This window comes from Reichenbachiella sp. (assembly GCF_039941815.1).
Classification (GTDB): Bacteria; Bacteroidota; Bacteroidia; order Cytophagales; family Cyclobacteriaceae; genus Reichenbachiella.
Genome location: NZ_JBDVDW010000061.1, coordinates 275,203 through 300,326, shown reverse-complemented (window position 1 = coordinate 300,326; position 25,124 = coordinate 275,203). Strand labels below are relative to the sequence as shown.

Genomic DNA, 25,124 nt, shown 5'->3' with positions numbered 1-25,124 from the left:
AACTTTTATGGCAAAAGTAACATGTAAAATTTCATACCCTGCAGATTTCGGACAGGAGGTAGTATTGATATCCGCAGATATTGATGACGAAGATGTTGTGAAGAGTATCCCTGAGCAAGGAGTTATTCAGTTCGAAAATGATGACATTTTTGTGGCGGATGGTATTGTGGTGTTTGCGCTGGTGAAAGCTCCTACTGCCCTAGAATTGTCCATGGATATATTTCAAGATAACGATAAGATTAACAAAAAACCAGTCAAGCCTGTGGCGAAGGATGGTAAGCATATTTTTAGTCATTCAATTTGATAATTATGAAAAACCTGATCCTTTTAGTATTTATTCTGTTTTGCACGGAATCGATACTCGCACAAATATTGAAAACAAGTGAAAGTCAAAGTACTGTATTATTTGATAATACCAATATTGGCTTTGATGTGAGCGACTCTGAATTATCTTTTAGCACGAACAACTATGCTAAGTCTATCATAGAACCAAAAGGTGTTCTTTTTGGAGGAAATATATCAGGCAAGAATGATGATGGACTGACACCTTTACTTTCAGGTGGAGAATTTCAACCATCTTCAGGTTTCAATCTTTTGGTCGGTGGATATTTTTCAAATTCAGATAAACTTGATGATGAGCTAACAACGCTTTTTAAGGCTGATGGGCAAAAAATCAATGGAGACCAAAGAGAACTTTTTAAGTATTTGACTAATACACTTCAAAAGGAGCTTGTAAGTGTCGTTGATTCACTTGCTACTACAGACACCGAGAAGGCTTCCCTGAATGAATTACTAAAGTCACATTTTGATGAAAAAAATAGAAAGGGGATACCTACACTCAAATCAACGATTCTCAAAATGTCGAAGTCGGAGGAGAACCCAAATTTTAAACTACTTCTGGATCAGATGCTATTGGTACTAGAGAGTGATGATAATTTGAAATTATATGAAGCAAATATTAAACTAATAGCCAAAAGGAAGAAAAAGAAAATAGAAAAGGCCAATGCTTTGAATTTGAACAATTATAGGAGATTCACTTTCTATGCTACAGCTGGTATGAGTCAGCAGAAGTTTAATTTATTCAATGGTTGGAACCAGGCTAATCCTGATGATAGTTTTTCTAAGGAAGAATTTCGAGCTGGTAATTTTGGTTTCGGATTGAATTACAGGTTTTGGAAAAATTGGGCAATTGGAGCGAGATATATTCGAGAAAAATCGAATAACAAATCTTCATTAACTAAGCGAGAATTTGAAATTTCTGTAACTGAATCATTTGCAGATACCACATACACTGAGAAGGATAAGAAGACAGCTTTTGAAGCAGATGGTTACTTGACCCTAATGCTTAATAGATTCGATTTTGACGTGGTTAAATATATCTCACTCAAAAACAAAACAATAATTTTACTGGATGTATATCTTAGAGTTAAAGCCAATGACAAAAGTAGCAAGGTTGCTAATGTGACTGATTTTGGGCTGGCCACTTCATTCTACAAAAAAGGTGGGAATTTCATTGGAGGTCTATACTTTGAATTACCAGATGTTGATAACAATAAAGATGAGTTAAAAAAAATGCCAGAAAACAAAGACTGGTACGAGAGGTTATCCTTTGGAATATACGTAAAGTATAGTTTGAAATCTCTATTAGACCCGAAACAATCCTAATCAATTAAAAAAACTGAGTATGCGAGAGGCACTCCAAACAGATAAAAAAGCTCATTGGGCAATATCAATGGAAAATTCAATGTTCCATGAATGGGATGAAGATTATAGTTCAACAGTTTTTGATTGGAGTAAAATATTCTTTAAACTAAGATTCACTCCAGAGGATTTGCGGTCAGGATTATTAATGATTGGTTTAGTGTCAGAAGAAGCTAGTGAGGTAACTGCATCTAGCATTTATAATTTGAAACAAGTTATTCCTGGAGATGTATTTATAGGATTCTATCCACATAAGCACCGAGCCATTAAAGGTGTTGTAAAAGATAATACACTTTTCAACCATTTTGAAGAAGAAGCTTCTGATAACTTGTTTGCTCCTAATAATGCCAAACTTGATATTGAATGGGATTTTGATAACCCAATGATTTTTGATGCAACAAGTTCTCCATTAATGTATGGCCAATTACTGTCCAGAATGGAGCCAGAGGATCTTTCGGGTATTGAAAACTCAGATCAAATCAAACCATTAGTTCGTCTCGTAGATCCTTTGGAGTTTGATGAACGTACGTTTATTGAAAATTTACAGATTGGTCTAGGTAAGTACACCAAGACGATGTTTAAACGTAGCGTTAGTAGTGATACAGCAACAAATCCTCCTTTTTTTAATTTTGGCACGGATAGTCTATTGCCGAATCTCAATAGGTCGCGTGATTCGAAGGATAACTCATATTTTAGCATAGATCTTTTCTATGCAACGTCGCGTGAAAAAATTGAAAAATACTCAAATATAGAGTATGGTACCCAGTTATCAGAAAATTTACATTTTGGAAATTGTACTGTTAGCATTCCCGCTGATCATGAGCAAGGAAAGATTGAGCGCCCTTGGAAACTTGGTATATTTAGTTTGGCTGAAAATGCGGAAAAGCATGTGGTGGTTCGTGAGGTAGAGGAACTGCTACTGAAGGACTTTATAGATCAAAGACGTTACGAGTTAGCAAATCAAAAAGATAAATCAGCACTACTTTTTATACATGGTTACAAGAATACATTTTCAGATGTGGCAAGAAGAACTGCTCAAATTGCTTTTGATGTGCCATTTGAGGGACTTACTGGTTTTTTCAGTTGGCCATCTTTAGGAAAGACATCTGGTTACTTTAAGGACATTGAGTTAGCTGACGCGTCAATCAAGCCTTTTGAGTGTTTTCTAAAGCATCTTGTGGTAGATGTTGGTATTGAACAGCTACACATAATAGCGCATAGTATGGGAAATAGATTATTGTCTTATGGGCTAAAAGATTTGAGTCAGGATTCAAGCTTCAGTCAGTATGCTTCGAGAATCAAACAGGTAATTCTAGCTGCTCCAGATATTGATCAAAGAGTGTTTAAATCAAATATATTACCATACTTTAAAAATATGGGTTTAAGGAGAACATTGTATGCTTCTAAGAGAGATAAGGCGCTTAGTTCATCTGAATTTTTCAGAAGCCTTCCTCGGTTAGGAGATGCTGGTAAGGATTTGTTTGTGGAACCTGGTATTGATACTGTTGATACATCTGTGATAAAATCTGGGATTATGAATCACTCTTATGCTTTTGATACTAAGGAGTTGTTAACGGATTTACATCTTACAATAAATCAACGACTTGCACCGGAAGCCAGGAGACTATGGAAAAAAAGTAAAAGTGATTTGTCTTATTGGCTTTTCCCGAGGTGAGGTTCAAAAACGATATTTAAGTACCAAACGAATGATCAAATGGGGCTGGATATTTTATTCTGTTCTTTTCTGTTATATGAATATTCGAATAGAAAGCATTATTTTATTCAAAGGGTTACAATATGTTTAGGAGAGTAAGCTGTTTCTGATATTAAAGAATAGTCCTTAACGATATTGAGTTGTGCATGAAATAATAGCATGTGAATTATTTATATTTAGGATATTTAAATGCAAATCCAATGAATAAAAAAGAAGTTGAGCAAATGATCGATCATGAGATTGAAAATTCAATGACCAAGCTTAAATATCTTGAATTTGTTCAGAATATTGTCTCTCGAATGAATCAGAATTCATTTGTTATTAAAAGTTTGACCATCACTCTTGTTACTGCATACATCACCTTAAAAAGAAGCGACATAACTATTGAGTATACCGTTTTTGGGGCGCTTTTGATTTTGATAATGTGGGGGTTGGATTCTTATTATTTGTATACCGAAAGGAGATACAGGAATTTGTTCAATGATATAGCCTCAAAGCGAAATGATACTTCATTCTCATTAGAGGTAAGTATGGAACCTAGACTGTACGTTAAAACCTTGTTCAGTGGAACATTGATAATAGTTTATATGTCTATTATAGTAGCGTTTTCTATTTTAAAAATGCTTTGAAATGGTAGATCAAAATTTAATAATTGCAGTATTTCTACTTTTCATAGTTGTAGGATATTTTTCGAAATCTGGTAGTGTTTTATCATTGGAAGCTTATTCAATGAGCCGAAACAAACTTAACTGGTTCGTTATTTCCGCGGGACTGAGTATGAGTTTTGCAGGAGGAGCGGCATTGCTGAATATGGCCTCTTTAGGGTATAGTTTTGGTTGGCAGGCTCTTGTTGATCCTATATCCTTTCTTTTCGGCACTTTCATTGTTTTCGCCTGTTTAAAGTTTTATAGGAAGGACAACGGCATTACCATATCAGACCTGTTGAGTGGAACGGAACCAAGATTACGATACCTGATTGGAGCAATTTCTTCTCTTGTTTTTATTTTGGTTGTGGCAGCACAATTTGTTGCAATATCAAAGCTGCTTCATCCTTATTTTACTTGGATAGCTTCTGAATTATTTACTCTGATATTGGCTGCTATTACTTTTGGATATGTTGTAATAGGAGGTTTTAAGGCTGTTAATAAAACAGATGTGATACAGCTTATCGTCGTGTTTGTATTTTTCATCACACCTTTTATTTTCGTTTCTTTAAAAACCGAGTCTGAGTATGCAGGTAAATTAGGTTTTTCGGCAATGCCCTTTGATGTCATAGTTCTATTGGGTTATACCGTTATTTTTATTCCATTCTCTCAGGATATAAATGTTCGTGTAAAGTCAGGAAAATCAAATAAGGAAGCTAGGAAGGGAGTGTTTTTTGGAGCTCTTTTTTATTGTGTTATTGTAGTGTCTGCCATTTATTTAGGAATTACTCTAAACTCTTTGGGTGTAACATTGTCTGACCCTGAAACCGCCTATATTAGTTTCTTTCAGCTACTGAGTCCGGGAATTGGAATACTGGCTGTAATTGCCGCTATGTCTATAATATTATCTTCATTGGATTCCTTTTCGTTAAACGCGATTACTTCTGTTGCTAGAGATCTTTTGAGAAGAGGAGATCAAGATGATGAAAGAAAACTGATTCTTGTTTCAAGTTTTATTGTATTCTCAATTGCAATTTCGACAGCGTTATATTTTAATGAAATATTAGTAATTATTTTATCTGCAATATTGATTTATGCTGCTGTTCTAGCCCCAATAGCTCTATGTCGAAAATTTGGTTTGCAAGACAATATGATTTTTTTCGGATCAGTAATATCGATCATACTCTTAATTTCTATAGAAGCAATAAACACAATTACAATACCCTATAGATCTGTTAGCTATCCTTTGATTAACTTTATTATCATCTTGTTGATCGGAGCTATTATGAAAATGATGCGCGCTCATGGGTAAGCAAAAAAGAGTTTTTATTGGTACCTCATCTAGATACATAAGAAAAAAAGTAGATGGAAGTGTTGACATAGAATCAACAGAGAATCAACCAATAATTAGAAAGTTGCTCTATATCATAGAGCAGGCAGGCCATATTCCAAACCCTTGGTGGTCTGGCGAAACTTTTAAACCAAGTGATTATAATCTCACCTCACTAATTGAGGCAACTAAAACTAATGATGCAGGAGTTTTTATTTTTGGAGCAGATGATAAATTCTATTCAGAAGAGGGTAAACTAAGAGCTATCACTAGGTCCAGCGTAATATTAGAAGCTGGTATGTTTTTTGCGACTAAAGGAATCAAAGGGACTTTGATATTAACGGATATAGTAAACGAAAATGTAAAAGGGTCACTTAAGGCTGAGGAAATTCTTGAACTAATAATACCTTCTGATCTCAGCGGATTCAATCATGAAAATATCTACAATTCAAAGCTTAATGAAAGAATAAGAAGCTTTCTGAATAATGATCTGGATAAGGATAGAGCTTATGATAAAGTGACGTATTATATGGGACATGAGTTGGTTAATCTTAGATTAGAAAGAAGGTTTCAAGAATGGGCAACAAAGTCATTGTATTTGGGGACAGAGAGTGCTCTAATATGGAAGAGGATAGAAAATACAAGCCTTCATCATATTAGGAGAGCTGCCTTAGAGAAATTTGTAAGTAAAGCTGAAAAGACCAATAAGAATTTATCGTTAAAGGATTATGATAATTTGATTTCATTCGGGCCAGGGATCGGTAAAACGGATGAAAAATTAGTAGAAATGTTGAGTATGAAAAATTCTAACATTGCGTTTATACCTGTTGACATTAACCCTTCAATGGCTTATTTGGCAATCAATACTGTAACTGCCAATCAAAATGTTAGAACTCCATTTTCTATAATTGACGATTTTGAAGTAAACCACCCTCATATAGGTAAAATTTTAAAAAGCAAAACCAAGAAATTTGGCCAGGCGAATTTTTTGGTTATGATGGGGTTGACTTTTTCTAATTTACAAGCGATTGAGAGTCACTTTTTAAATAAGGTAGTAGAATGGACGGATTCAAAGGATTTATTCTTGTTAGATGTACTTATTAAGGGCGATGAGAGCATCGAAAACATTGAACCGAGAAGGTCTCCTGAAAACCTATTTGTTGACTATGAAGATGGTATATACGGTGATTTACTTATTAATTCAATTAGGCGAAAATTTCTATGTTCAGAGGCAGATAGACAAGATAGTTTGAGTATTGATGATTTTAAAGAGATAAAGTCAAATATTGCCAAATTTGTAAAGGCGGTACCTATTATAGATGAACGTACAATTGAAAAATATTCTAGAGTAAATGGCACCCAGGTATTGTTGTACCGTTTAATCTATAATGAGAATGGAAAAAAAATTAATAATGTTCTCATGATCGCGAAAAGGTATGATTATTTTGAATTTGGGAAGCATCTCAAATCGTACAATTTTGAAGTGCTCAAATCTACTTTGGATAAGAAAGATGGAAGGGCTGTATTCTTGATTAAACCCAACGATAATTAGATATGAATAAAATAATTTGCTTTTCACCTAATACACAAATCTATTTGGATGATTATAGGACTAAATCAATTTGCGATATTGGACCAAAAGATAATGTTTTTTCATTTAACGAAAAATGCAATAAGGTTGAATCGTCTAGGGTAATCTGCAAGGTTTCGGATATTCATGAAGAATACATGAAAATTAAATTTCGAGAGAGTGGTTTAGTCTCAACACGTGATCATCCGATTTGGGTGTTGGATAAAGGTTGGTGTTCTTTTGACAATGAATCCAGTTATCGGAATTATGGCATAGCTGTTAAAAATTTGAAGGAAGGTGATAAATGTTTGAGAATTAATGAAAAAGGCTCATTTACATATTCGCAAATTGATGAAATAAAAATGGTAAGATGTTCTATGGAAATGTTTACAATCTCCTCTGAGCGAAATAATTCCTTTTTTGCCAATGGGTATCTCGTACATGATGAGAACTTATTTGGACTAATTAGGGCAAAGAAAATAGGAAATTCAGAGGTTCATTTTGCCTAACTATTTGCTTTCGAAAATCGCTTATTCTGTACCTTAATTGTACCTTTAATTTGTAACTATCTGAAATTCAGTGTTAGATACTTTTTGTATCGGGAAGTAGACTTTTTATTGAACAGTGTATACAGTGAATGTTTTTGTAAATTTTTCTTGAAAGGTATGTTCTTCCGTCCTATAAGTCATTTTGTAATTTCCACTTATCGTGTAGGTGCCTGGATCTTTAGCTAAGTACTCAAAATATCCAACGCCTCCGATACTTTCAAATTTAAAGGAATCATAAATTACGGTATCGTTTCTACTGAGAACCAAAGAATCAATTTTGATATCCCATAAACACTCAGTTACATCAGGTTTCAAAGCGATCATCATTTTGATTGGAGAATTGATTTCAACTGAATCTGAATTTGTATGCAAATTAAAATTTAAACTGAAAAAAATCCCACAGCTGTACGGCATGCGTCTTTCATACTCGTTTAAAACCACAATTTCTGCTTGAGAGATGTTTATTAGGAAATTGAGCAATTGTAATTTCGAATTGGTTTTTTGGTAATCAGCCAAAAAATATTCACTCCTATCCAACAGTTCTGAAATTGACTTTTTATTATATGGTGCCTCAACATGATCTTCTAGTTCCCTAATAAAATTGATTACTCTTTCGTACTTCAAATCAAGCGTGTATTCCAAATTGGTATATTTTAGACCTGATAACCGTCGCAGGAGTTGTAAACTATCAACCCTGTAAAGTAAATCTAGATCTTTCTCTCTGTTACCTGCGTCAGATATCGATTTACGCATATATTGATAACTTCTTTTCACTTCTTCAATTTGTGTATCATACACTAGTTTGGCAGTGGCTATTTCATTGCTTTTATCTGTTTTACAGGAGAGTAAACCAAAATTTAATGAGAGATAAATCAAGAATTTTTTCATCTTGTAATGATAAGATTTTAATGGAGATAATCAGATAGACATACGGTAATTAGCAAAGGTTGAATAGCCTACCAGCCAATATCTTTTCGAAACTTTGTATCGGGAAATAAGAGGAGCAGGAACTAGTCTCTATTCCATTTCAATAAAGATTTCATTCACTAGAGGGTGCAAGGAAGGTGTGCAATGAAAGTTCTTGACTCCTTTGAGGAAACAAACTTTCAAAATTTTGTACTCATTAGTTGTTTGATTAATTTCCTGATAAGAACCATCCGAAACTTCAATGGCAAGGAAATGAAATACGTGGCACAAAAGAGCGGAAAAAACCAAGGTGATAAATCTAGGTTTACTGGAATGGTAGGTATTGGAATAAGCGCTGTAGCGTTAGTTGCTAGTGCCCACTGAAAGCAACAGCAGGGGCCTTGTGGAGGTTTTTTTATTTTGCTTAAAATACAATTATCATCTATCAAAATTCCCAATTTTTCCATCCCTCGATGCTGTACTTATTTATCATTCGACATCCACCATTAATATCATGCTGTAGTGTTAAATATTGAACTCCATCTTCTTCAATAAACCAATATGAATAAACCTGATCGGTTGTATTTGGACCTGTAAGAGTTATTTTTAAATATTGGTCATCTACCGACCAGTCATTCCATTGATAAACATCATCACGCCAGCCGTATTCTACCTCACCAGATTCTTTAAAATCAAACCACGTATCAATAGAGCCATGCTCATCCCTGTTTCTAAATGGATTATGACAACTAGTATTCATATGAGAATAGCTCTTCCAAAAACCAACAAGACCGGTTTTTTCTCTTGATCCTTGAGGTTCTTCCTGTGCAGAATCACTACATGAGTTGAAAATCAAAATCAACGATAAAACGATGATAGCCCTGGTTACTACCGGAATTGTTGACCTCATGTGTTTCGTTGCTGAAAGGAGAGAAATGATCAGAACAACGAATGCGGTCCCAATAGCCATAATTCCTATAGAAGCTATTCTTAGATATCCATCATTTCTCAAATCCATGTAGTAGAACAAAACGGCTAAAACTGAAATTGCTGAACTCAACCATAATACCCGAGGAACAACCATTAATCCCAACAACTCATTCATTTCGAAAACTTCGTCCTCAGATGGGTTGATTTCTATTGGTTTGAATGCACTTACAAAAAGAGTAACTCCTATTCCTGCCAATGAAATGTTAATTAGATTAAAGGAGTTTTCTTTTAAGTAAGTAAGTGCAGATGCAATGATCAACGTCGTAAGAAAAATTTCTCAACCTAGGGTAGGATTACTGTTAGTTTATGTTTTGTTGTTTCATGTTTCATCTTTTTACCTAAAATTTCACTTTTCTATTCCGAGTTAATCATTGAGCAAAAACATCCAACAGGGAAAATGATATTTTATTTCTGACTTTTCCGTTCTTTTTATATTCTAGGGTTTTGCCATTATTATAATATAGTTTTAGCTGACCATTGGCATAGAACTGTTTGCTGATTTTTCTGTTGTCATTTTCATAAAAAGTGGAATCCGAAATATATCCATTTTCGGTCGTCACTGACCATCCATCTCGATTATAACTATTAACTTCATACCAATTGTTTCCAGTAAAATTCACTTTGGTGGCACTATATTTAATTAGGGAATTCGTCCCATAAAGTTCAACCCGAACTGTATCATTTGAATAAATTAGTTCGGCAACTATCTCTTTTTTAGGAAAGAATTTATAAACCTTTTGTACTTGTACTAAATCATCGCCAGTGAAATAAGAAGAATCTGAGATCATGCGATAAGGGCTACTATATCTCCATGTATGATATTTTATATGGGTCGTGTCAAAAAGAGCTATACAATCAAATAAAGTCCCTTTCCCTGGCGTATAAATTTGAACATCCAGTGAGTCTGGAATATAGATTAAGTTTCTATGTCGCTGTCTTTTCAGTTTTTTGCTTTTGTTTACCTTTCCATTTTCTTTGTAATCGATTCGTTTGGCGATTCCACTTTTGATGAATTCATGTCTTTTCAGTTGACCATTTTCATAATATTGCTTGTAAATGGCTATTTGGTCGTTTTCGATGTAAATGGAGTCTAAAGTAGTGCCATCTTTTCGTTCTCTTGTACTCCAACCAAATTTCGTCATGTCTGAAGATTTATATGGTTTAGTTTGAAACTCTGTAAGCTTATTTGCTTGATACTCATGAGTGTGATTCGTATAATATTCTTTAACATAAACAGTGTCTTCATAGTACCTTAAACTGGCTATTATCTTTTTATCAGCTAAAATTTTGAATACCCTTTGCTCATGAAATGACTTATCCTCTATGTAATAAATGGAATCTGTAATGATGCAATAAGGTTCATAATAATACCAAGTATGCATTTCAATCACAGAAGTATCATAAAGAGCAAGACACTTAGTTTCATCTAAATGGCCTGTTGGGTATAAATGAACATCAGCAGAGTCTGCATGGTAGAATTCAGATTGTGCAAACATCGAACTGGGCAAAAGTGAAATAAAACCAATGATCAAAGAAAGCAGAACTACTATCTTTGAAGGAAAGGGATGTGACGTAATTCGGCTAAACGTATCGATTATACTCAAGTTAAATTATTCTCCGGATTGAAATCTACAATCAGCTAAAATACATAAAGTCATCTTATTTATTAAAAATTTAGTTAAGGACTGAATCGGATAAATGGTCTCTAAAACAGCCCATTTGGCTTCATTTGAGTGCATTTGGGTTCATCTCAATAACTGTTTTTTTACTGAAGATTCTTTATTATGTACAATAAAAAATTCAAAATAGTGATCTAGGATTGATTCGATATTTAAAAAGTACAAGAAAAAATATCTCTAAATCACCAAAAGTGTCATTTCCCTGTTCCTATAATCTTTTGAAAGAGGGAAGAATTGCTTCCCTACTAGATTTTATAAAGGTAGAGAAGTTGGATAGTAGAAGAAGCAAAATCGAGATTGAAAATGACCAAGAGAGTTTAGTAATAGCTTATAATGTACCGGAGACGATTCCGACTGGTCAAGCAGCCAAATTTATGATTGCAGTGAAGCGCATTTAGAAGCCTTAATAAGAGCCCAGTCGGATTCGAACCAACGACCTACTGATTACAAGTCAGAATTTTAGTTGTATTAAGTATCAGTTAATCAATCATTTAGAGTGCATACGTGTTTTCCAGGTCGCTAATAGGTCGTAAGAAATATTGTGTTATGGTATAGTGTAGTCGCTAAATTGTTCAATAACTGTTGATGAAAAGTTCATTATATTTCGGTACTAACTGAAGCTGATGTCTTTTTTTAAGCAATCCAGATTAAAAATCACCACAATACTGAGTAGCGTTGTACTAATATTCGCACTTATAGGATTATGCCTCGTTTCTGGAGTAATCAACCCTTTCCATTACAATGCCACATGGCTTAAGGTAAATAGCTCATTTGATTGTATAGAAGATTATAGTTATGAATATCCTGAAGGAAGTAAAATTGATAGGAAAGATTTTCTTGAGAAATCACCATACTTAATCGCAATGACAGTCGCGGAAGATGGAAGTATTAGAGTGGGTAGCATATTAAAAATGCCTGATCAATCTGATAGTTGTAGAATTGATTTTACAATATTTGCTAATAGCCTCCCAGCGGCTATCCCCCGAAAGTTGATTCCAGTTAATGACCTTGATTCTTTGGCTGTAACAATTAAAGATAAGAGGGAAGGGTTGTCTATATTTTTTGATATGATAGGAGAGTTTTCTGACGCTGGTTTTTTTTTAAAAGATGAGTCAAGTTATGCTTCATTTTCAAAACGAGAAATCAATCTTTTTCTATCACTTCCAGATTTCAATCACAGATTAGATTTTTATTACCCAAGTAAATTTGTATTTGATAGAGGCCATCTAAATTTGTCATACGATAGTCTGTTTGACAAAAATGAGGTGGGCGCGATTCAGAGAGACAAATTCTATATTGATGGAAAGGGAGTTTTTGGAGAAGTACGTTATTACAAATTCACATACGTAATTGAGGACTTAATAAAATGGGAAAACATATTAATTATTTTTCTATCTTCTCTTGTAGGGCTAGGTATAGGTGGCCTTTTTGAAGTGTTCCTAAGTTATGGGGTAATAACACAGGTCAAAAGACAGTTGAATCAGAATAAACAAGCGATTCGAGCGAGGAAGAAATATAAAACCTCATCTGGCCAAAAATCTAGAAATTGGAGAAGGAAATAACTCCCAGGTAAATCACTTAGATGATATACATGTGCCAATACCTAATTGCTCAGTCATCATTAATTCATAAATTTGATTATCATTAGTTGTCATAGCAGGTCAGTACTAGGCTGATTAAGGGGAAATTTAATTTCGACGTTCAAAAATTACTCTCCTTCGATGTCTTCAGAAAAGTCAGAATTAATGGAGTAGATCTACTTATCAGAAAGCTTAAATCTGTAGTAGGTACCACGGGACTCAAAAAGCAGGAATTTGAAGGATATCGGGTGGATTAACGATTCTCCTCCAAATATGTATACTTTTTTTCCTCTATAAATGAGTAATATCCCGTTGTTTAATTTTAACTTTTTTTTTTTAAAAAAAAAACTCAAGTGCCACGAAAGTTTCGTAAGTGATAGAAACTCATTTATTCAGGTGAGCTGTTATGCAAAAATCTTATTCCTTTTCCGTAAATATCAAATATCTTAAATGATGTATAATAGCAGAAGCAAAGATTATCCAAAATGCGTAACTAATGTATGTTGATTCTTGCATCAACATTATTTTATTAGTCCATATTAAGAATAGTAGCCCCACTGAAAAGCTATATAGAAAGTGTATTTGAGCACCCCATTCTGACAGATGGATATCTCCTTTTCTCCATCTTTTTTTGTCCTTATTAATTTCAAAACTTGAGGGTACATATGGAATAATCATATCCCTACTTAACGCACTTCTTTTAATAAATAATAAGACAATTACTAATAATATTCGATAGATAATAGGAAAGAATATTGCTCTATTAATAATATAAATTAGACTACCGATTATTAATGGAACACTTATTAGTGCAAATATTTTTTCGGTTAATTCCAATGTTGGAAATGTCAAAATTGGTTCACAATTCTTCTGCGATATTATTCGAATAAATGTTACGCCAATTAGTGCTGCGCCTGTTAGATAATATCGTAACCAATTATTTAAATCTAATGACTTCATGGGTTTAATGTTTTGCACAAGTATAGGTAAATGTACAATTGTACAATTATTTGCCTAAATATGGAAATATGTGTAATTAATCCTTGTTATTTTATAAATTATATTAAGTCTAAATTTTGATATATGCGAGTGTTATTGGAAAATGTGAAACGTAACTATCAGATATTCATTTCTAGGCCTATATTAGACTTTAAAATTATAAAGCTTTGATAATTAAATGGTTACAAAGAAAAAAACCTGACTGATAATCAGAAAGTCCTAAGATATACTCTATTATGTAGGAATTAATTCCACTTATTTTGTCGCGAGCCACTGAAGAATCACATTCTTGTACTTTGCAAATGCGGCTGGATTGTGTGTCAATAGCTCAGTAGCTGCCCTATCTCTTGCTTCATCTTTCTCGTCATCAGACCTATCAGTTGTATCTAGAAGTCTGGACATTTTTACTTCCATTGGTCCTGGGCTAAACAAGCTCATGATTTCTGCATCACTTGAATCTTCATCTTGCCAAATACTAAGAGGGTTTTTCAATGCAACCTCTCCCTTGCCTTTGAGCTGATCAGGGTCATCAGATTCCCAACTTGGATTGTCGCGTTGTTTTGAGCATAAATATATGTGTGCAAGAGTGAGTAATTCGTCAGCAACCTGTGGTGATTTTGTGGGATGTCCATTGGCTTCTACACCGACAGGAGTAATAACTACATCTTCCTGTACTATTGGTACCGCACTATTTTGAATTATTTGATTCAAAATCGTAGTTGCATTAGCCAAACTCTGATCTAGCAATAGATCTAGAACTGCCCAAATGGCTCTCCATGCCACTTTATGCTGCCCTTGATTTTTCATTTGTTCTCCGTCCTGAAATACTGGCGGCCTTCCAGTAGCGGATATACTCCATATTTTGTATCCGTCTATACCATCTGCGCCAACACTTGCATTTACATCATGCCTGAGAGCAATCTTAACATATTGAGTTTGTAGTCTAATTTCTCGCTTGTATGGAGGATCACCGACCCGTTGCACAACAGCATTTTCACTATTGTTGTATGTTCTCAATGGGGGAGTGGCTTGTGACATATCAGGCCTGCGAGAGGCCATATTTTCATAAGCCATTAATTGATTGACCTGTCGACTATTATTAGCCAAATTTTGCAAACCCAAGGACTGAATACCTTCTGGCTCAGCGTAGCTAAGTAGATGTGGGTTCGGTGCTGTTCGATCTTATTGATAGAGAGTTTGTAACAGATCGACTATTGTTGGCCTGTGCATCGACTGTACGAGTACTGATGTTCATATAGGTTAGGCGATGGTCATGGTCTGTATAATAAGCATTATTTATCAAAGCAGAGACATAAAAAAAGGTCTTGATGAAAATCAAGACCTTTACAAGAGCCCCCAGTCGGATTCGAACCAACGACCTACTGATTACAAGTCAGTTGCTCTGGCCAACTGAGCTATGGAGGCTAATACTTTCAAAACCTACCTCACTATCGAGGCTTTACTTTGTCAGTTACTCTGGTCGAATCGTCGAACCGCAACTGAGCTATGGAGGCAATAATTTCTTATTATTCGCTGACCCTTCTGGTCATTTGCGTGTGCAAAAGTAAAGCAGAATTTTTCACCTGCAAGCAACTCAATAAATTAATTTGCAAGTTTTTTCTAAGCCATTGATTATCAATGTTCGGCATAGGTGATCAGCTTCAATTCCTCTTTCAGCTCTATCAGTTCCTCTTCTGCCTTTCTGATCTTTTCTTCGAAATCCTTTAGCATATCAGTAGCTGTTTTGGAACTCGCGAAAAAGCCGAGGTTATTTTTCCAGGTCGATACGTCTTTCTCCAGGTTCTGAATCTTTCTTTTGATCGAATGTTCTTTGCGTTGAAGCTTGTGATCACCATGCGGCCCAGACTTCATTTTATTGATTCTGACCAGCGACTTCAGCTCTGTCAGTTCTTCTTCATCAAAGTCTTTGGCTTTCGCTATGATGTTTTGCAGCGCCTCCTGATATCTATTCTGTATGGATTTGATAGCCTTTTTTGGCACAAAGCCTATTGCATTAAAAGCATCTTGCAATTCATATACCTGCTGGGGATGCAAATCCTCCGCACCGATAAGAGCTTCCAGTGAAGTACAGATTTCTTCCTTTTTGGTAAGGTTGCCATCGAATGAAGATTCCAATTCCTTGGAATGGCCTCGCTTGCGATCGAAAAACGCATCACAAGCAGCTTTGAATTTCTTATAGATCTTTTCGCGTTCCTTGCCTGGGACAGGCCCAATCTCCTTCCACTCACGCTGCAACTCTTTGTAAGCGTTGGTAGTTTCGTTCCAGTCGTCGCTGGTTTGCAGTTCTATCGCTTTATCGACCAGCGCTTGTTTTAGTTTTAAGTTCTCACCACGCTGAGAGTCAAGCGTTTTGAAGAATGCTGACTTGTTGTGGAAGAAGCTTTTAAAGTCTCCCCAAAAGCGTTTGTTGACAGCTTTGGCCTGATCCTTTGGCATGGCACCCACGGATTCCCATTCTTTCTGAATAGCGAGAAGTTCCTTGGTTTTAGTATTCCATTCACCGATGCTGTCAGACTTGAAAGATGCATATTCTGCAATTTTGTCCGCAAGGATGATTTTCTTATCATAGTTCTCTCCAAGCTCCTCCTTCAGGTGGGAGATATAGTCTTTTCTCTTGGCGTATACCACATCAGAGGCTGCCTTGAAACGTTGCCAGGTTTCTTCCTGGGCTTCTTTTGGCACAGGGCCAATGTGTTTGTATTCGTCATGCAGCTCATTCAATCTCTTGATGGCTTCATTTAGGTTTTCTAAGGCGTCCAGAGATTCAGCCTGCTTGCAAAGTTCTTGTTTGGCCTCGAGGTTCTTTTTTCTATCCAGCTCTTTCAGCTCAAAATAAATGCTTCTATGATCATAGTAGCGATCCATGAGCGCATTGTAGTTGGCCCACAGCGTACGGTTGTGCTGATGATGTACAGGACCGATGGATTTCCATTCCTCCTGCATTTTTTTCAGCGCATTAATACTGGCTGTATTCTCGTCATCATCTACGAATATCCTCAATCGCTCAAGTAGCTCATTCTTCAACTCAAGATTGCGTTCTTTCTGCTTTTCAAGCTCTTTGGCATTCTTAGATCTTTTCTCGCGTAAGATCTTGTGGTAAGCTTCAAATTTTATAGAAAATTCATCAAGCATGTATTGGAAGTCATCCTTAGCTCCTCCGTCGGCCACAAATTTCTCTAAGGCCTCGGCTCTTTCCTTTTGAAAGATGAGATCATAGCTCTTCTTGATGTCGCTGATCTTTTTGCCTTTTTTATAGCCATTTTCATCATTTGATATTTCGGCCAGGGCAGAGGTCAGCGCCTCTTTGGTATAGGTTGAATAGTCGATTTCTTCATCAGGCTCCTCTTCCTTTTCCTTCTTATCTTCTTGTTTGTCTTCCTTATTCGCTACGGCTGCTTCTGATGGGCTTCCAGATGCTTCTTCGCTCTTAGCTGCTTCGACGGGTACTTCCTGGGCAGGTGATCCGGCGTCTTTGTCAATCGGATTTGAGATAGGTGCTGTGGTCGATGCTTCCACTTCACTGACTTCAGCCGCATCTGGGGACGCTGTCTCTTCAGTTTCGGCTACTTCAGCTTCTCCTGATGATTCCTCCGTACTTGCTGCGCTCTCTTTTGGAGCGTCTGTCTCCTCGCTTACTTCCGCAGCTGGCGCCTCTTCCTGGGAGATCTCCTCCTCAGGATTGTCGCTCTCGGCTGCTGCAGTAGGGGCAGTCTCGGGTGTTACTTCATTTTCGTCAGATCCGGAGGTGGAATCAATTGTGTTTTCATTCTCATTAGTTAATTCAGGGTTTTCCTGAACAGCCCCCGGATTCTTTGATTTGTCATCAGTTGATCCAGTCATCTCATTCTCGTTAATCATAAAACTTTTTCTCTTCTATGCAATTTATGCATTTTTTGTCGCATTAGTTCATATTGGGATCGGCTGGATAGTTCGCGAACATTTTGAATTTTCCACCCAGGCTTTCGAGTACATCTTTCCATAGTAGATCTTCTGCTACGTCGAACACCCGATCAGCAGTGAGGCCCTTGCAAACGATCCAGGACTTAGCTGCCAACTCTTCATCGAGCTGACCAGCGGCCCATCCCGAATAACCCAAAAAGAATCTAAAGTCCCTAGGGTCAATTTTTCCAATATCTATCAAGGATAACAACTTATCATAATCACCACCCCAATAGATGCCACCACCAACATGATTTCCTGACTCCATCAAATCAGGAGCACGGTGTATAAAATGGAGTGTGTCCTGCTGCACAGGACCTCCTATAAACAGCTTTTCCTTGAAGTTGGATACCTGTTCGATGACCTCGTCAAAGAGGGCGCTGGATGGTTTATTCAATACATAACCAAACGTCCCATTTTCATCATGTTCGCAGATCAATACCACCGTCCGTTCAAAATTGGGATCTGGCAAGTAGGGTTCTGAGATGAGGACATCACCTCTTTTAGGGTCGAATTTCTGTTTTGAATGAAAGTAATCCATTGGCTTTTTTGTAATTAATGTAATCTTGGAGATAGCGGCATGTCTTCCATGATTTTGCCCTCTATCTCATTCATTTCTTTTAGTCGGTTATAAACACTATTTTCTTCAAAATAGATCAATGCCATCTTTACAAATACTTCTCCATGCTTAGCCTCTGATGCCCACAATTCCTGGTAAAACTCCTTTAGACTCCCTTTGGATAGGTTTTCATAAATCAGTCGGAAGCGTTCGGCTCCACGATTTTCTACGATAGAAGCCAGCAGCAGCCGGTCCATAAAACGTTCTTCTCGTCCGCTTCGGCAACTTTGAATGAGCTGTTTTACATACTTGTCTTCTCTGATCTCGTGATTGAGTTTGATGCCTCGATCCTGCATGATAGCATAGACCGATCTGAAATGCTCCAGCTCCTCTACCGCCGTATCGATCAGCTCAGGTATGATTTCTAGTCTATCCGGAAATTTGGCTACAAAGCTCATCGCCATCGACGAGGCTTTTCGTTCGCAGTCAGCGTGGTCTTGAAGGAAGGCATCGAAATCATTCATGACGGTGTCAACCCATTCGGGTGAACTGTCGTAGCATAGAGGAACTCGTAACTGCATATTTTTAAGATAGTAAATTAAGATTTTATTCTAGATTGAATACTTGAATTATATATGCATAATTAATGATTTCAATGATATTTGTAACACATACGATAAATATTAACATTACGGATGGCTAAAGAATTTTTACCTGGAATGAGAAAGGATTACGGAAAGGACGCTCTGACAGTGGAGAGTGTGCATGCGGATCCTATGATGCAGTTTGAAAAGTGGTTTAAAGATGCCATGAAGTCAGACGGCGATGAAGCAAACGTACTCACACTATCCACGCTAGGCGAGGACCAAATCCCTGAAGGCAGGATTGTACTGCTGAAATTCTACGCTGAAGATGGTTTTACCTTCTACACCAATTACAGCAGCCACAAGGCTCAGCAGCTAGAAAAACATCCGTATGCGTCTATGACTTTTCACTGGCGATCTCAAGAGCGACAGGTGCGGATCAAAGGTTCGATCAGCAAGGTCGATCCGATCATCTCCGATGAGTACTTCAAGGAGCGACCGCTTGGAAGTAGAATTGGGGCTTGGGCTTCACCACAAAGCCAGGAGATTCCCAACCGTGAATTTCTGGAAGAGAGAGTAGAGGAGATCAAACAAAAATTTGAAGGACAGATTGAAATCCCAAGACCAGAATTTTGGGGTGGTTACTTACTCACTCCGGTTCAAATCGAGTTTTGGCAAGGTCGTCCCAGTCGTCTGCACGATCGCATCATCTACGATCTGGTCGATGGAAAGTGGGTAATCAAACGTTTTGCTCCCTAAGGATCAGTCGTGTCAAACCTCTATCTCCGGCGATATGCATATCCAACCAAATTCCTGAAACCATCGGATTATGGACAGCCTGATATCTGCGTGGTCATTCCATGCCATAATGAGCCGGATTTGATTTCATCACTTACTGCCATTGAGTCCTGTCAATATCCTGATAGTCAGATATTTATAATAGTTGTGTTGAATGCCTCTGAAGCAAGTGCGAGGGAGATCAAAAATCGTAATGTCCAGACACTGGCGGCTGCCAGGCAGTGGTTGCTGGAAGCGCCAAGAAAGTATCAATATCATTTCATCCTGGACAATGAGCTGCCAAAAAAACATGCTGGCGTGGGTCTGGCCCGAAAGATTGGGATGGACGAAGCCGTGAGGATTTTTGAGTCGTCACAGAAGGATGGGGTCTTGCTGTGTTTCGATGCGGACAGTACTTGTGATTCTAATTTGTTGGTAGAAGTAGAAAAGATTTTCAGAGATAATCCAGCGATGCCCGGTTGCTCGATTCATTTCGAACATCCACTCGAGGGCGACATGGTTTCAGAGGTTTACGCTGGTATACTCAGCTACGAACTCCATCTTCGCTACTATGTAGACGGGTTGAAGTATGCTGGATTTCCTTATGCTTATCAGACCATTGGCTCGAGCATGGCCGTACGCTCATCAGCCTATCAAAAGCAAGGCGGTATGAATCGCCGCAAGGCAGGAGAGGACTTTTACTTTCTACACAAAATTATTCCCTTGGGAAATTTTAAATCACTTCATTCTACTAAAATCATCCCTTCTCCGAGGCGGTCCGATCGTGTACCCTTCGGTACAGGCAGGGCGATTGGTATCTGGCTGGACGAAGACAAGTCTGAGCTGCTCAGTTATGACCCGAAGGTGTTCGAAGACCTAAAGGGGCTATTTGAGCAAGTAGAGCTTTTGTATTTAGCTACAAATGTGTCTTCAGTTTGGAATAACCTGACGGCAGCAGTTCAAGCGTTCGTCCCATGGGATGAATTCGAAGCCCGAGTGGCAGAGTTCAAAAGCCAATCTAACACAGCTGAGACTTTCCAAAAGCGATTTTATCAGTGGTTTGATGGTTTCAAAGCATTAAAGTTTGTGCATTACGCTCGAGATGAGTTCTATCCTAATATCCCTATCTCCGATGGCGCCGATTGGTTATTCGATAAGCTGGGTCAGGATTCTACTTCCTGGGATTTGAAACAAAAACTGGCGGAATTGAGAGCTATTGATAGGAGCCAATAGATAGGGGCCTGTTGGCTTGACGTATTTTGGTCGTAGGCTGCAAAAATTAATCTCTTTTAAACTCAACTACTGATTGTTTTTCCAAAAATTGATTTGGAATTACCTTTTGAATCGTTTCTTTTAGCCGATTTACCACTGAGGCATTGATGTAGCTGTTGTGTACGACCAGGCTCACCTCGCGGACAGGTTCTGGTTGGGAAAACCTTCTAATGTGTACCGAGTCGGACTCATTGATCACCGATAGTTCTGGCACCAGAGTATAACCCACCCCGTTTTTCACGAGGCTTTTTAGGGCTTCGATGGAGCCGCTTTGATATTCAAAACCAATGGATGAACCATGCTTGGCATCTTTGCATATGGCCAAGGCCTGTTCTCTGAAGCAGTGCCCTTCGTCAAGCACCAGCACCTCACTCGGGTCCAACTCGTCGGCCAGCATAAATTTTTCACTCAGAAATCGGTGATTGGCCGGCAGATAAAGCAGGAATGGTTCATAAAAGACTGGTATTTCCCGGATCGCCGTTTCATTCAACGGGGTGACCAATAGTCCAATGTCTATGATTCCATTTTCTAGTTGTGAAATGATCTGGCTGGTTTGTAACTCACGTATTTTCAAGTGCACTTTCGGGTTTTCCTTCATGAATATGGGAAGGAACAGAGGGAGCAAGTAGGGAGCCAACGTTGGGATAATACCCAAGGTAAATTCTCCTTCCATTGTTTCTTTTTCGTGATTTACAAACTCTTTGAGCTGCTTGGACTCTCGTAGGATCTGTCTGGCTCGCAAAATCACTTCTTTTCCAATTTCGGTCGGTTGGAGGGGTTTTTTGTCGCGATCAAAAATTCTAACTCCTATTTCATCTTCCAGCTTTTTTACCTGCATGGTGAGGTTGGGCTGCGAGACAAAGCAGTGTTCGGATGCTCTTACATAATGGCGGTGTTCGTCTAGTGCGACGATATACTCTAATTGTTGTAAAGTCATATAATTATAAGTTATACAATTATAATAATTATTGATTTGATTAATAATAAATATTTACTCAGCTTTATCTAAAATTCAATTGTATAAACAAAAACACCTAACAAGATGGGAGACAACAATAATGGTGGAGCAGGCAAGTGCCCGTTTCACGGAGGAGAATTAAAACAAAGTGCTGGCAGCGGTACCACGAATCATGATTGGTGGCCCAATCAATTGAAGTTGAATATTCTACGACAACATACCTCGGTGTCGAATCCAATGAACGAAGAATTCAACTATGCGAAAGAATTTCAAAAACTTGACCTGAAAGCTGTGAAAAAGGATCTGTATGAGCTAATGACGGATTCACAGGACTGGTGGCCTGCAGATTACGGTCACTACGGACCTTTATTTATTCGGATGGCCTGGCATAGTGCTGGGACCTATCGTATCTCTGATGGCAGAGGCGGTGGTGGATCAGGGTCTCAGCGTTTTGCACCACTCAATAGTTGGCCGGACAATGGCAATCTTGACAAAGCACGATTGCTGCTTTGGCCTGTCAAGCAGAAGTATGGTAGGAAGATATCATGGGCGGATCTCATGATCCTGGCGGGCAACTGTGCTTTAGAATCTATGGGTTTTGATACTTTCGGATTTGCCGGAGGGCGTGAAGATATATGGCAGCCTGAGGAAGATATATATTGGGGTGCAGAGTCAGAATGGCTAGGAGATAAGAGATATACAGGTGATCGCGAATTAGAGAATCCACTGGGTGCCGTACAGATGGGACTCATTTATGTCAATCCGGAAGGACCCAATGGCAATCCCGATCCACTAAAATCTGCCATTGATATCAGGGAGACATTTGGCCGAATGGCCATGAACGATGAGGAGACTGTCGCACTCGTAGCCGGAGGACATACTTTTGGTAAAGCGCATGGTGCAGCCGATCCTGACAAATATGTCGGTAGAGAGCCAGCAGGAGCTACGATTGAGGAGCAAGGGCTTGGCTGGAAAAACAGCTATGGCAGCGGCCATGGAGATGATACGATCACCAGTGGCATAGAAGGAGCATGGACGCCAAATCCTACTCAATGGGATGATGACTACTTCAAAGTCTTGTTTGATTATGAGTGGGAACTGACCAAAAGCCCGGCAGGAGCGCATCAGTGGACACCTACTGCTGCATCCAAAGCCAGAATGGCGCCTGCTGCTGGTGATGCGTCCAAGACTCAACCTCTGATGATGACTACTGCGGATATGGCACTAAAAATGGACCCTATCTACGAGTCGATTTCCAGAAGATTCAACGAGAATCCGAAGGAGTTTGCCGATGCTTTTGCTCGTGCATGGTTTAAACTCACGCATCGAGATATGGGGCCCCGGACTTTGTATGTAGGATCAGAGGTGCCGTCTGAAGTCATGATTTGGCAAGATCCTATTCCGGAGGTTACTCATGCGCTTATTTCCGATCAGGATGTCGCGACATTAAAAACTAAAATATTAGACTCGGGACTTTCTGTATCAGCTTTGGTATCGACGGCATGGGCCTCTGCGTCCACCTTTCGAGGGTCGGACAAGCGTGGTGGTGCTAATGGCGGTCGTATTCGATTGGCACCTCAGAAGGACTGGGAAGTCAACAATCCAACTCAACTGGCGAAGGTGCTAGCCACACTCGAGGGTATTCAGAAAGAATTTAATAAGCAGGTTTCTATGGCTGACTTGATCGTACTGGGTGGCTGTGCCGCAGTAGAGCAGGCAGCTAAAAAAGCTGGTCATGCTGTGACTGTGCCCTTCACACCAGGTAGAGGTGATGCCTCGCAGGAGGAAACCGATGTGGATTCATTTCACGCGCTCAAACCTGCAGCTGATGGATTTAGAAACTATGCGCAAAGCAAATTCGCTGCTTCTGTGGAGGAATTGCTAGTAGATAGAGCTCAGTTGCTGACACTATCAGCACCTGAAATGACAGTATTGATTGGTGGCCTCCGGGTACTAGAGACGAATTGGGATCAGTCTTCTCACGGAGTATTTACCAACCAGGCTGGTACTTTGACCAACGATTTCTTTGTCAACTTACTGGACATGGGAATCACCTGGAAGGGAACCACTGCGGAGCAGGACGAATTCGAGGGACGAGACCGTAAGACAGGCGCCGTAGTATGGACTGGTACACGGGCAGATATGATTTTTGGTTCCAATTCTGAACTCAGAGCGCTGGCGGAAGTATATGCTTGTGCGGATGCCAATGAAAAGTTCGTGCAGGACTTTGTGGCCGCATGGGACAAGGTGGTGAATCTGGATCGATTCGATCTTTCTTGATTAGAATTTTAGGTTATGAGTCAGTGTTCCGATATTGACTCAGAATATTCAAGTGATAAAGCGCAAGGAGCCTCTGTTGAAGCTCTTTGCCTTTTTATATAGACTTCGCATGCATGATCCAACTGATCTCCTTATATGGTAAGAGTGCTCAGAGTTTCTACCTTGAGCAGGGATGTATATCCGACTTCAAAGCATTGATCCGAACAGTCACTTCTGGCCGGGTTATGATCATCTCGACGAGATTTAGATCTGATCTGTTTTACAAAGCTGAGGAGTCCAAACGGGATGAATTATTGAGCCTTTGGGCGTTGTACGCGAATTCTACCATGGATAGTTTGGATCCAAATGACTGCAAACACTTCTCTGGTGACGAGCCTGCTTTGTCGCATTTTTTTCAATCTATGCAGGCACTTTCCATCAATCGACATGAATACAATCAATACAAAAAAGCATTCTATGCAGCCTATAGCTATGATCAGCAAAACCCAATGGCTGTCACAATAGTGCAGTGTGACCAATATCTTGTGGGCCAACCGTCTATCAAAAGAGAGCCCTTGTGTGAATCATGCGAAAAAATAAAGGACCAATTGACTGGTGATACGCTAGCGTTGGCTATGCGTATCCTCAACAATGACAGCCACTCCAACTAAGAGATCATAGCTGGGCGCTACATCACTTCACTAATCTGAATGACTGGCTCTATATTCGTGAAATTGGGTAGGTCACCCATGATCTTCTCCGCATTAGGTCCGAAGACTCTTCCAAAGTCTTCTAGAATCGAAATACATATTTCCCATACCAGCATAAGGGGCAGTAGAGCCTGGTGTAGCACCGCCAAGTCCTTTTTCGACAGTGGCACCTTTCATACTTTCGCCTAATAGTTCTTTGACCATGGGTATATGGGTATTACAGTAGTAATCCATGTCAAATGTTTTGTCTTCTCCATTCGGGTACAAGACACTCACTTTGGTCATTCCTTTTTTCATAGTTGCTTATTCAAATTATTCGTTCTCATCTGGCTTTTCTGATCACGCCCCGTTTCCAAGTGGTGTCTGGGCTCCACATTTGAGCAA

General features: G+C 38.5%; 22 protein-coding genes and 1 tRNA gene. 12 read left to right on the top strand and 11 right to left on the bottom strand.

All coding sequences use genetic code 11. The features are described 5' to 3' along the window. Positions 1–7: 7 nt before the first annotated feature. The 7 genes from ABJF11_RS15330 (at position 8) to ABJF11_RS15300 (ending at position 7,468) form a co-directional block, all read left to right on the top strand. On the top strand, positions 8–304 hold the full coding sequence (locus tag ABJF11_RS15330) for a hypothetical protein (protein WP_348120851.1): 297 nt from the start codon (positions 8–10) through the stop codon (positions 302–304). Between the two features lie 5 nt (positions 305–309). Further along, entirely contained in the window at positions 310–1,665 is a 1,356-nt protein-coding gene (locus ABJF11_RS15325; RefSeq protein WP_348120849.1) for a hypothetical protein, read from the top strand. Between the two features lie 19 nt (positions 1,666–1,684). Beyond that, the gene (locus tag ABJF11_RS15320; RefSeq protein ID WP_348120848.1) at positions 1,685–3,376 is read left to right on the top strand and encodes an alpha/beta hydrolase; all 1,692 of its coding nucleotides are present in this window, start codon (positions 1,685–1,687) and stop codon (positions 3,374–3,376) included. Positions 3,377–3,615: 239 nt separating this feature from the next. After that, entirely contained in the window at positions 3,616–4,044 is a 429-nt protein-coding gene (locus ABJF11_RS15315; protein ID WP_348120846.1) for a hypothetical protein, read from the top strand. Between the two features lies 1 nt (position 4,045). Then, positions 4,046–5,371, top strand: coding sequence for a hypothetical protein (locus ABJF11_RS15310; protein WP_348120845.1), 1,326 nt, complete (start codon positions 4,046–4,048; stop codon positions 5,369–5,371). Then, positions 5,364–6,941, top strand: coding sequence for a TIR domain-containing protein (locus ABJF11_RS15305; RefSeq protein WP_348120843.1), 1,578 nt, complete (start codon positions 5,364–5,366; stop codon positions 6,939–6,941). The genes ABJF11_RS15310 and ABJF11_RS15305 overlap by 8 nt, the downstream gene beginning before the upstream one ends. Before the next feature lie 2 nt (positions 6,942–6,943). Beyond that, complete coding sequence (locus ABJF11_RS15300) at positions 6,944–7,468, top strand: Hint domain-containing protein (RefSeq protein WP_348120842.1); 525 nt, start codon at positions 6,944–6,946, stop codon at positions 7,466–7,468. Positions 7,469–7,573: 105 nt separating this feature from the next. On the opposite strand, the gene ABJF11_RS15295 is transcribed toward ABJF11_RS15300, so the two are convergent. The 3 genes from ABJF11_RS15295 to ABJF11_RS15285 form a co-directional block, all read right to left on the bottom strand. Then, a complete protein-coding gene (locus ABJF11_RS15295) occupies positions 7,574–8,395 on the bottom strand; it encodes a hypothetical protein (protein WP_348120840.1) in 822 nt (273 codons plus the stop codon). Positions 8,396–8,858: 463 nt separating this feature from the next. Beyond that, complete coding sequence (locus ABJF11_RS15290) at positions 8,859–9,599, bottom strand: hypothetical protein (protein ID WP_348120838.1); 741 nt, start codon at positions 9,597–9,599, stop codon at positions 8,859–8,861. Between the two features lie 172 nt (positions 9,600–9,771). Further along, on the bottom strand, positions 9,772–11,007 hold the full coding sequence (locus tag ABJF11_RS15285; protein WP_348120836.1) for a hypothetical protein: 1,236 nt from the start codon (positions 11,005–11,007) through the stop codon (positions 9,772–9,774). A 698-nt stretch (positions 11,008–11,705) separates the two neighbouring features. On the opposite strand from ABJF11_RS15285, the gene ABJF11_RS15280 reads away from it, so the two are divergent. Continuing rightward, entirely contained in the window at positions 11,706–12,644 is a 939-nt protein-coding gene (locus ABJF11_RS15280; protein ID WP_348120834.1) for a hypothetical protein, read from the top strand. A 435-nt stretch (positions 12,645–13,079) separates the two neighbouring features. Here ABJF11_RS15280 and ABJF11_RS15275 read toward each other — a convergent pair whose 3' ends face one another. From ABJF11_RS15275 to ABJF11_RS15250, 6 genes are all read right to left on the bottom strand, one after another. Next, on the bottom strand, positions 13,080–13,622 hold the full coding sequence (locus ABJF11_RS15275) for a hypothetical protein (RefSeq protein WP_348120833.1): 543 nt from the start codon (positions 13,620–13,622) through the stop codon (positions 13,080–13,082). Positions 13,623–13,916: 294 nt separating this feature from the next. Then, positions 13,917–14,768 (bottom strand): hypothetical protein, encoded by an 852-nt coding sequence (locus tag ABJF11_RS15270; protein ID WP_348120832.1) that lies wholly within the window; start codon positions 14,766–14,768, stop codon positions 13,917–13,919. 244 nt (positions 14,769–15,012) lie between these two features. Then, a tRNA-Thr gene (locus tag ABJF11_RS15265) sits at positions 15,013–15,086 on the bottom strand. A gap of 210 nt (positions 15,087–15,296) precedes the next feature. Continuing rightward, on the bottom strand, positions 15,297–17,540 hold the full coding sequence (locus ABJF11_RS15260) for a DUF349 domain-containing protein (RefSeq protein ID WP_348120831.1): 2,244 nt from the start codon (positions 17,538–17,540) through the stop codon (positions 15,297–15,299). A 43-nt stretch (positions 17,541–17,583) separates the two neighbouring features. Then, entirely contained in the window at positions 17,584–18,162 is a 579-nt protein-coding gene (locus tag ABJF11_RS15255) for a YqgE/AlgH family protein (protein WP_348120829.1), read from the bottom strand. A gap of 14 nt (positions 18,163–18,176) precedes the next feature. After that, positions 18,177–18,761: a tRNA-(ms[2]io[6]A)-hydroxylase gene (locus ABJF11_RS15250; protein ID WP_348120828.1), complete on the bottom strand. Its 585-nt coding sequence runs from the start codon at positions 18,759–18,761 to the stop codon at positions 18,177–18,179. A gap of 114 nt (positions 18,762–18,875) precedes the next feature. Between ABJF11_RS15250 and pdxH the strand changes: the two genes are divergently transcribed. Further along, positions 18,876–19,523, top strand: coding sequence for a pyridoxamine 5'-phosphate oxidase (gene pdxH, locus ABJF11_RS15245; RefSeq protein ID WP_348120826.1), 648 nt, complete (start codon positions 18,876–18,878; stop codon positions 19,521–19,523). 9 nt (positions 19,524–19,532) lie between these two features. Then, positions 19,533–20,774 carry a glycosyltransferase family 2 protein gene (locus ABJF11_RS15240; protein WP_348120825.1) on the top strand — a complete coding sequence of 414 codons (1,242 nt, stop codon included), beginning with the start codon at positions 19,533–19,535 and terminating at the stop codon, positions 20,772–20,774. A gap of 46 nt (positions 20,775–20,820) precedes the next feature. Here the strand turns inward: ABJF11_RS15240 and ABJF11_RS15235 are convergent, their stop codons facing one another. Then, positions 20,821–21,750, bottom strand: coding sequence for a LysR substrate-binding domain-containing protein (locus ABJF11_RS15235; protein WP_348120824.1), 930 nt, complete (start codon positions 21,748–21,750; stop codon positions 20,821–20,823). 105 nt (positions 21,751–21,855) lie between these two features. Between ABJF11_RS15235 and katG the strand changes: the two genes are divergently transcribed. Then, complete coding sequence (gene katG / locus ABJF11_RS15230; RefSeq protein ID WP_348120823.1) at positions 21,856–24,051, top strand: catalase/peroxidase HPI; 2,196 nt, start codon at positions 21,856–21,858, stop codon at positions 24,049–24,051. A gap of 113 nt (positions 24,052–24,164) precedes the next feature. Beyond that, entirely contained in the window at positions 24,165–24,701 is a 537-nt protein-coding gene (locus tag ABJF11_RS15225) for a hypothetical protein (RefSeq protein ID WP_348120820.1), read from the top strand. A 93-nt stretch (positions 24,702–24,794) separates the two neighbouring features. Here ABJF11_RS15225 and ABJF11_RS15220 read toward each other — a convergent pair whose 3' ends face one another. Continuing rightward, positions 24,795–25,037 (bottom strand): EthD family reductase, encoded by a 243-nt coding sequence (locus tag ABJF11_RS15220; protein ID WP_348120819.1) that lies wholly within the window; start codon positions 25,035–25,037, stop codon positions 24,795–24,797. Positions 25,038–25,124 lie beyond the last annotated feature (87 nt).

Bases quoted from the DNA above. Each gene is read 5' to 3' on its own strand.
- ABJF11_RS15220 (WP_348120819.1), bottom strand. From the start codon at position 25,037: ATGAAAAAAGGAATGACCAAAGTGAGTGTCTTGTACCCGAATGGAGAA.
- ABJF11_RS15295 (WP_348120840.1), bottom strand. From the start codon at position 8,395: ATGAAAAAATTCTTGATTTATCTCTCATTAAATTTTGGTTTACTCTCC.
- pdxH (WP_348120826.1), top strand. From the start codon at position 18,876: ATGGCTAAAGAATTTTTACCTGGAATGAGAAAGGATTACGGAAAGGAC.
- ABJF11_RS15320 (WP_348120848.1), top strand. From the start codon at position 1,685: ATGCGAGAGGCACTCCAAACAGATAAAAAAGCTCATTGGGCAATATCA.
- ABJF11_RS15225 (WP_348120820.1), top strand. From the start codon at position 24,165: ATGATCCAACTGATCTCCTTATATGGTAAGAGTGCTCAGAGTTTCTAC.
- katG (WP_348120823.1), top strand. From the start codon at position 21,856: ATGGGAGACAACAATAATGGTGGAGCAGGCAAGTGCCCGTTTCACGGA.
- ABJF11_RS15305 (WP_348120843.1), top strand. From the start codon at position 5,364: ATGGGTAAGCAAAAAAGAGTTTTTATTGGTACCTCATCTAGATACATA.
- ABJF11_RS15315 (WP_348120846.1), top strand. From the start codon at position 3,616: ATGAATAAAAAAGAAGTTGAGCAAATGATCGATCATGAGATTGAAAAT.
- ABJF11_RS15275 (WP_348120833.1), bottom strand. From the start codon at position 13,622: ATGAAGTCATTAGATTTAAATAATTGGTTACGATATTATCTAACAGGC.
- ABJF11_RS15260 (WP_348120831.1), bottom strand. From the start codon at position 17,540: ATGATTAACGAGAATGAGATGACTGGATCAACTGATGACAAATCAAAG.
- ABJF11_RS15250 (WP_348120828.1), bottom strand. From the start codon at position 18,761: ATGCAGTTACGAGTTCCTCTATGCTACGACAGTTCACCCGAATGGGTT.
- ABJF11_RS15280 (WP_348120834.1), top strand. From the start codon at position 11,706: ATGTCTTTTTTTAAGCAATCCAGATTAAAAATCACCACAATACTGAGT.
- ABJF11_RS15330 (WP_348120851.1), top strand. From the start codon at position 8: ATGGCAAAAGTAACATGTAAAATTTCATACCCTGCAGATTTCGGACAG.
- ABJF11_RS15235 (WP_348120824.1), bottom strand. From the start codon at position 21,750: ATGACTTTACAACAATTAGAGTATATCGTCGCACTAGACGAACACCGC.
- ABJF11_RS15310 (WP_348120845.1), top strand. From the start codon at position 4,046: ATGGTAGATCAAAATTTAATAATTGCAGTATTTCTACTTTTCATAGTT.
- ABJF11_RS15300 (WP_348120842.1), top strand. From the start codon at position 6,944: ATGAATAAAATAATTTGCTTTTCACCTAATACACAAATCTATTTGGAT.
- ABJF11_RS15255 (WP_348120829.1), bottom strand. From the start codon at position 18,162: ATGGATTACTTTCATTCAAAACAGAAATTCGACCCTAAAAGAGGTGAT.
- ABJF11_RS15325 (WP_348120849.1), top strand. From the start codon at position 310: ATGAAAAACCTGATCCTTTTAGTATTTATTCTGTTTTGCACGGAATCG.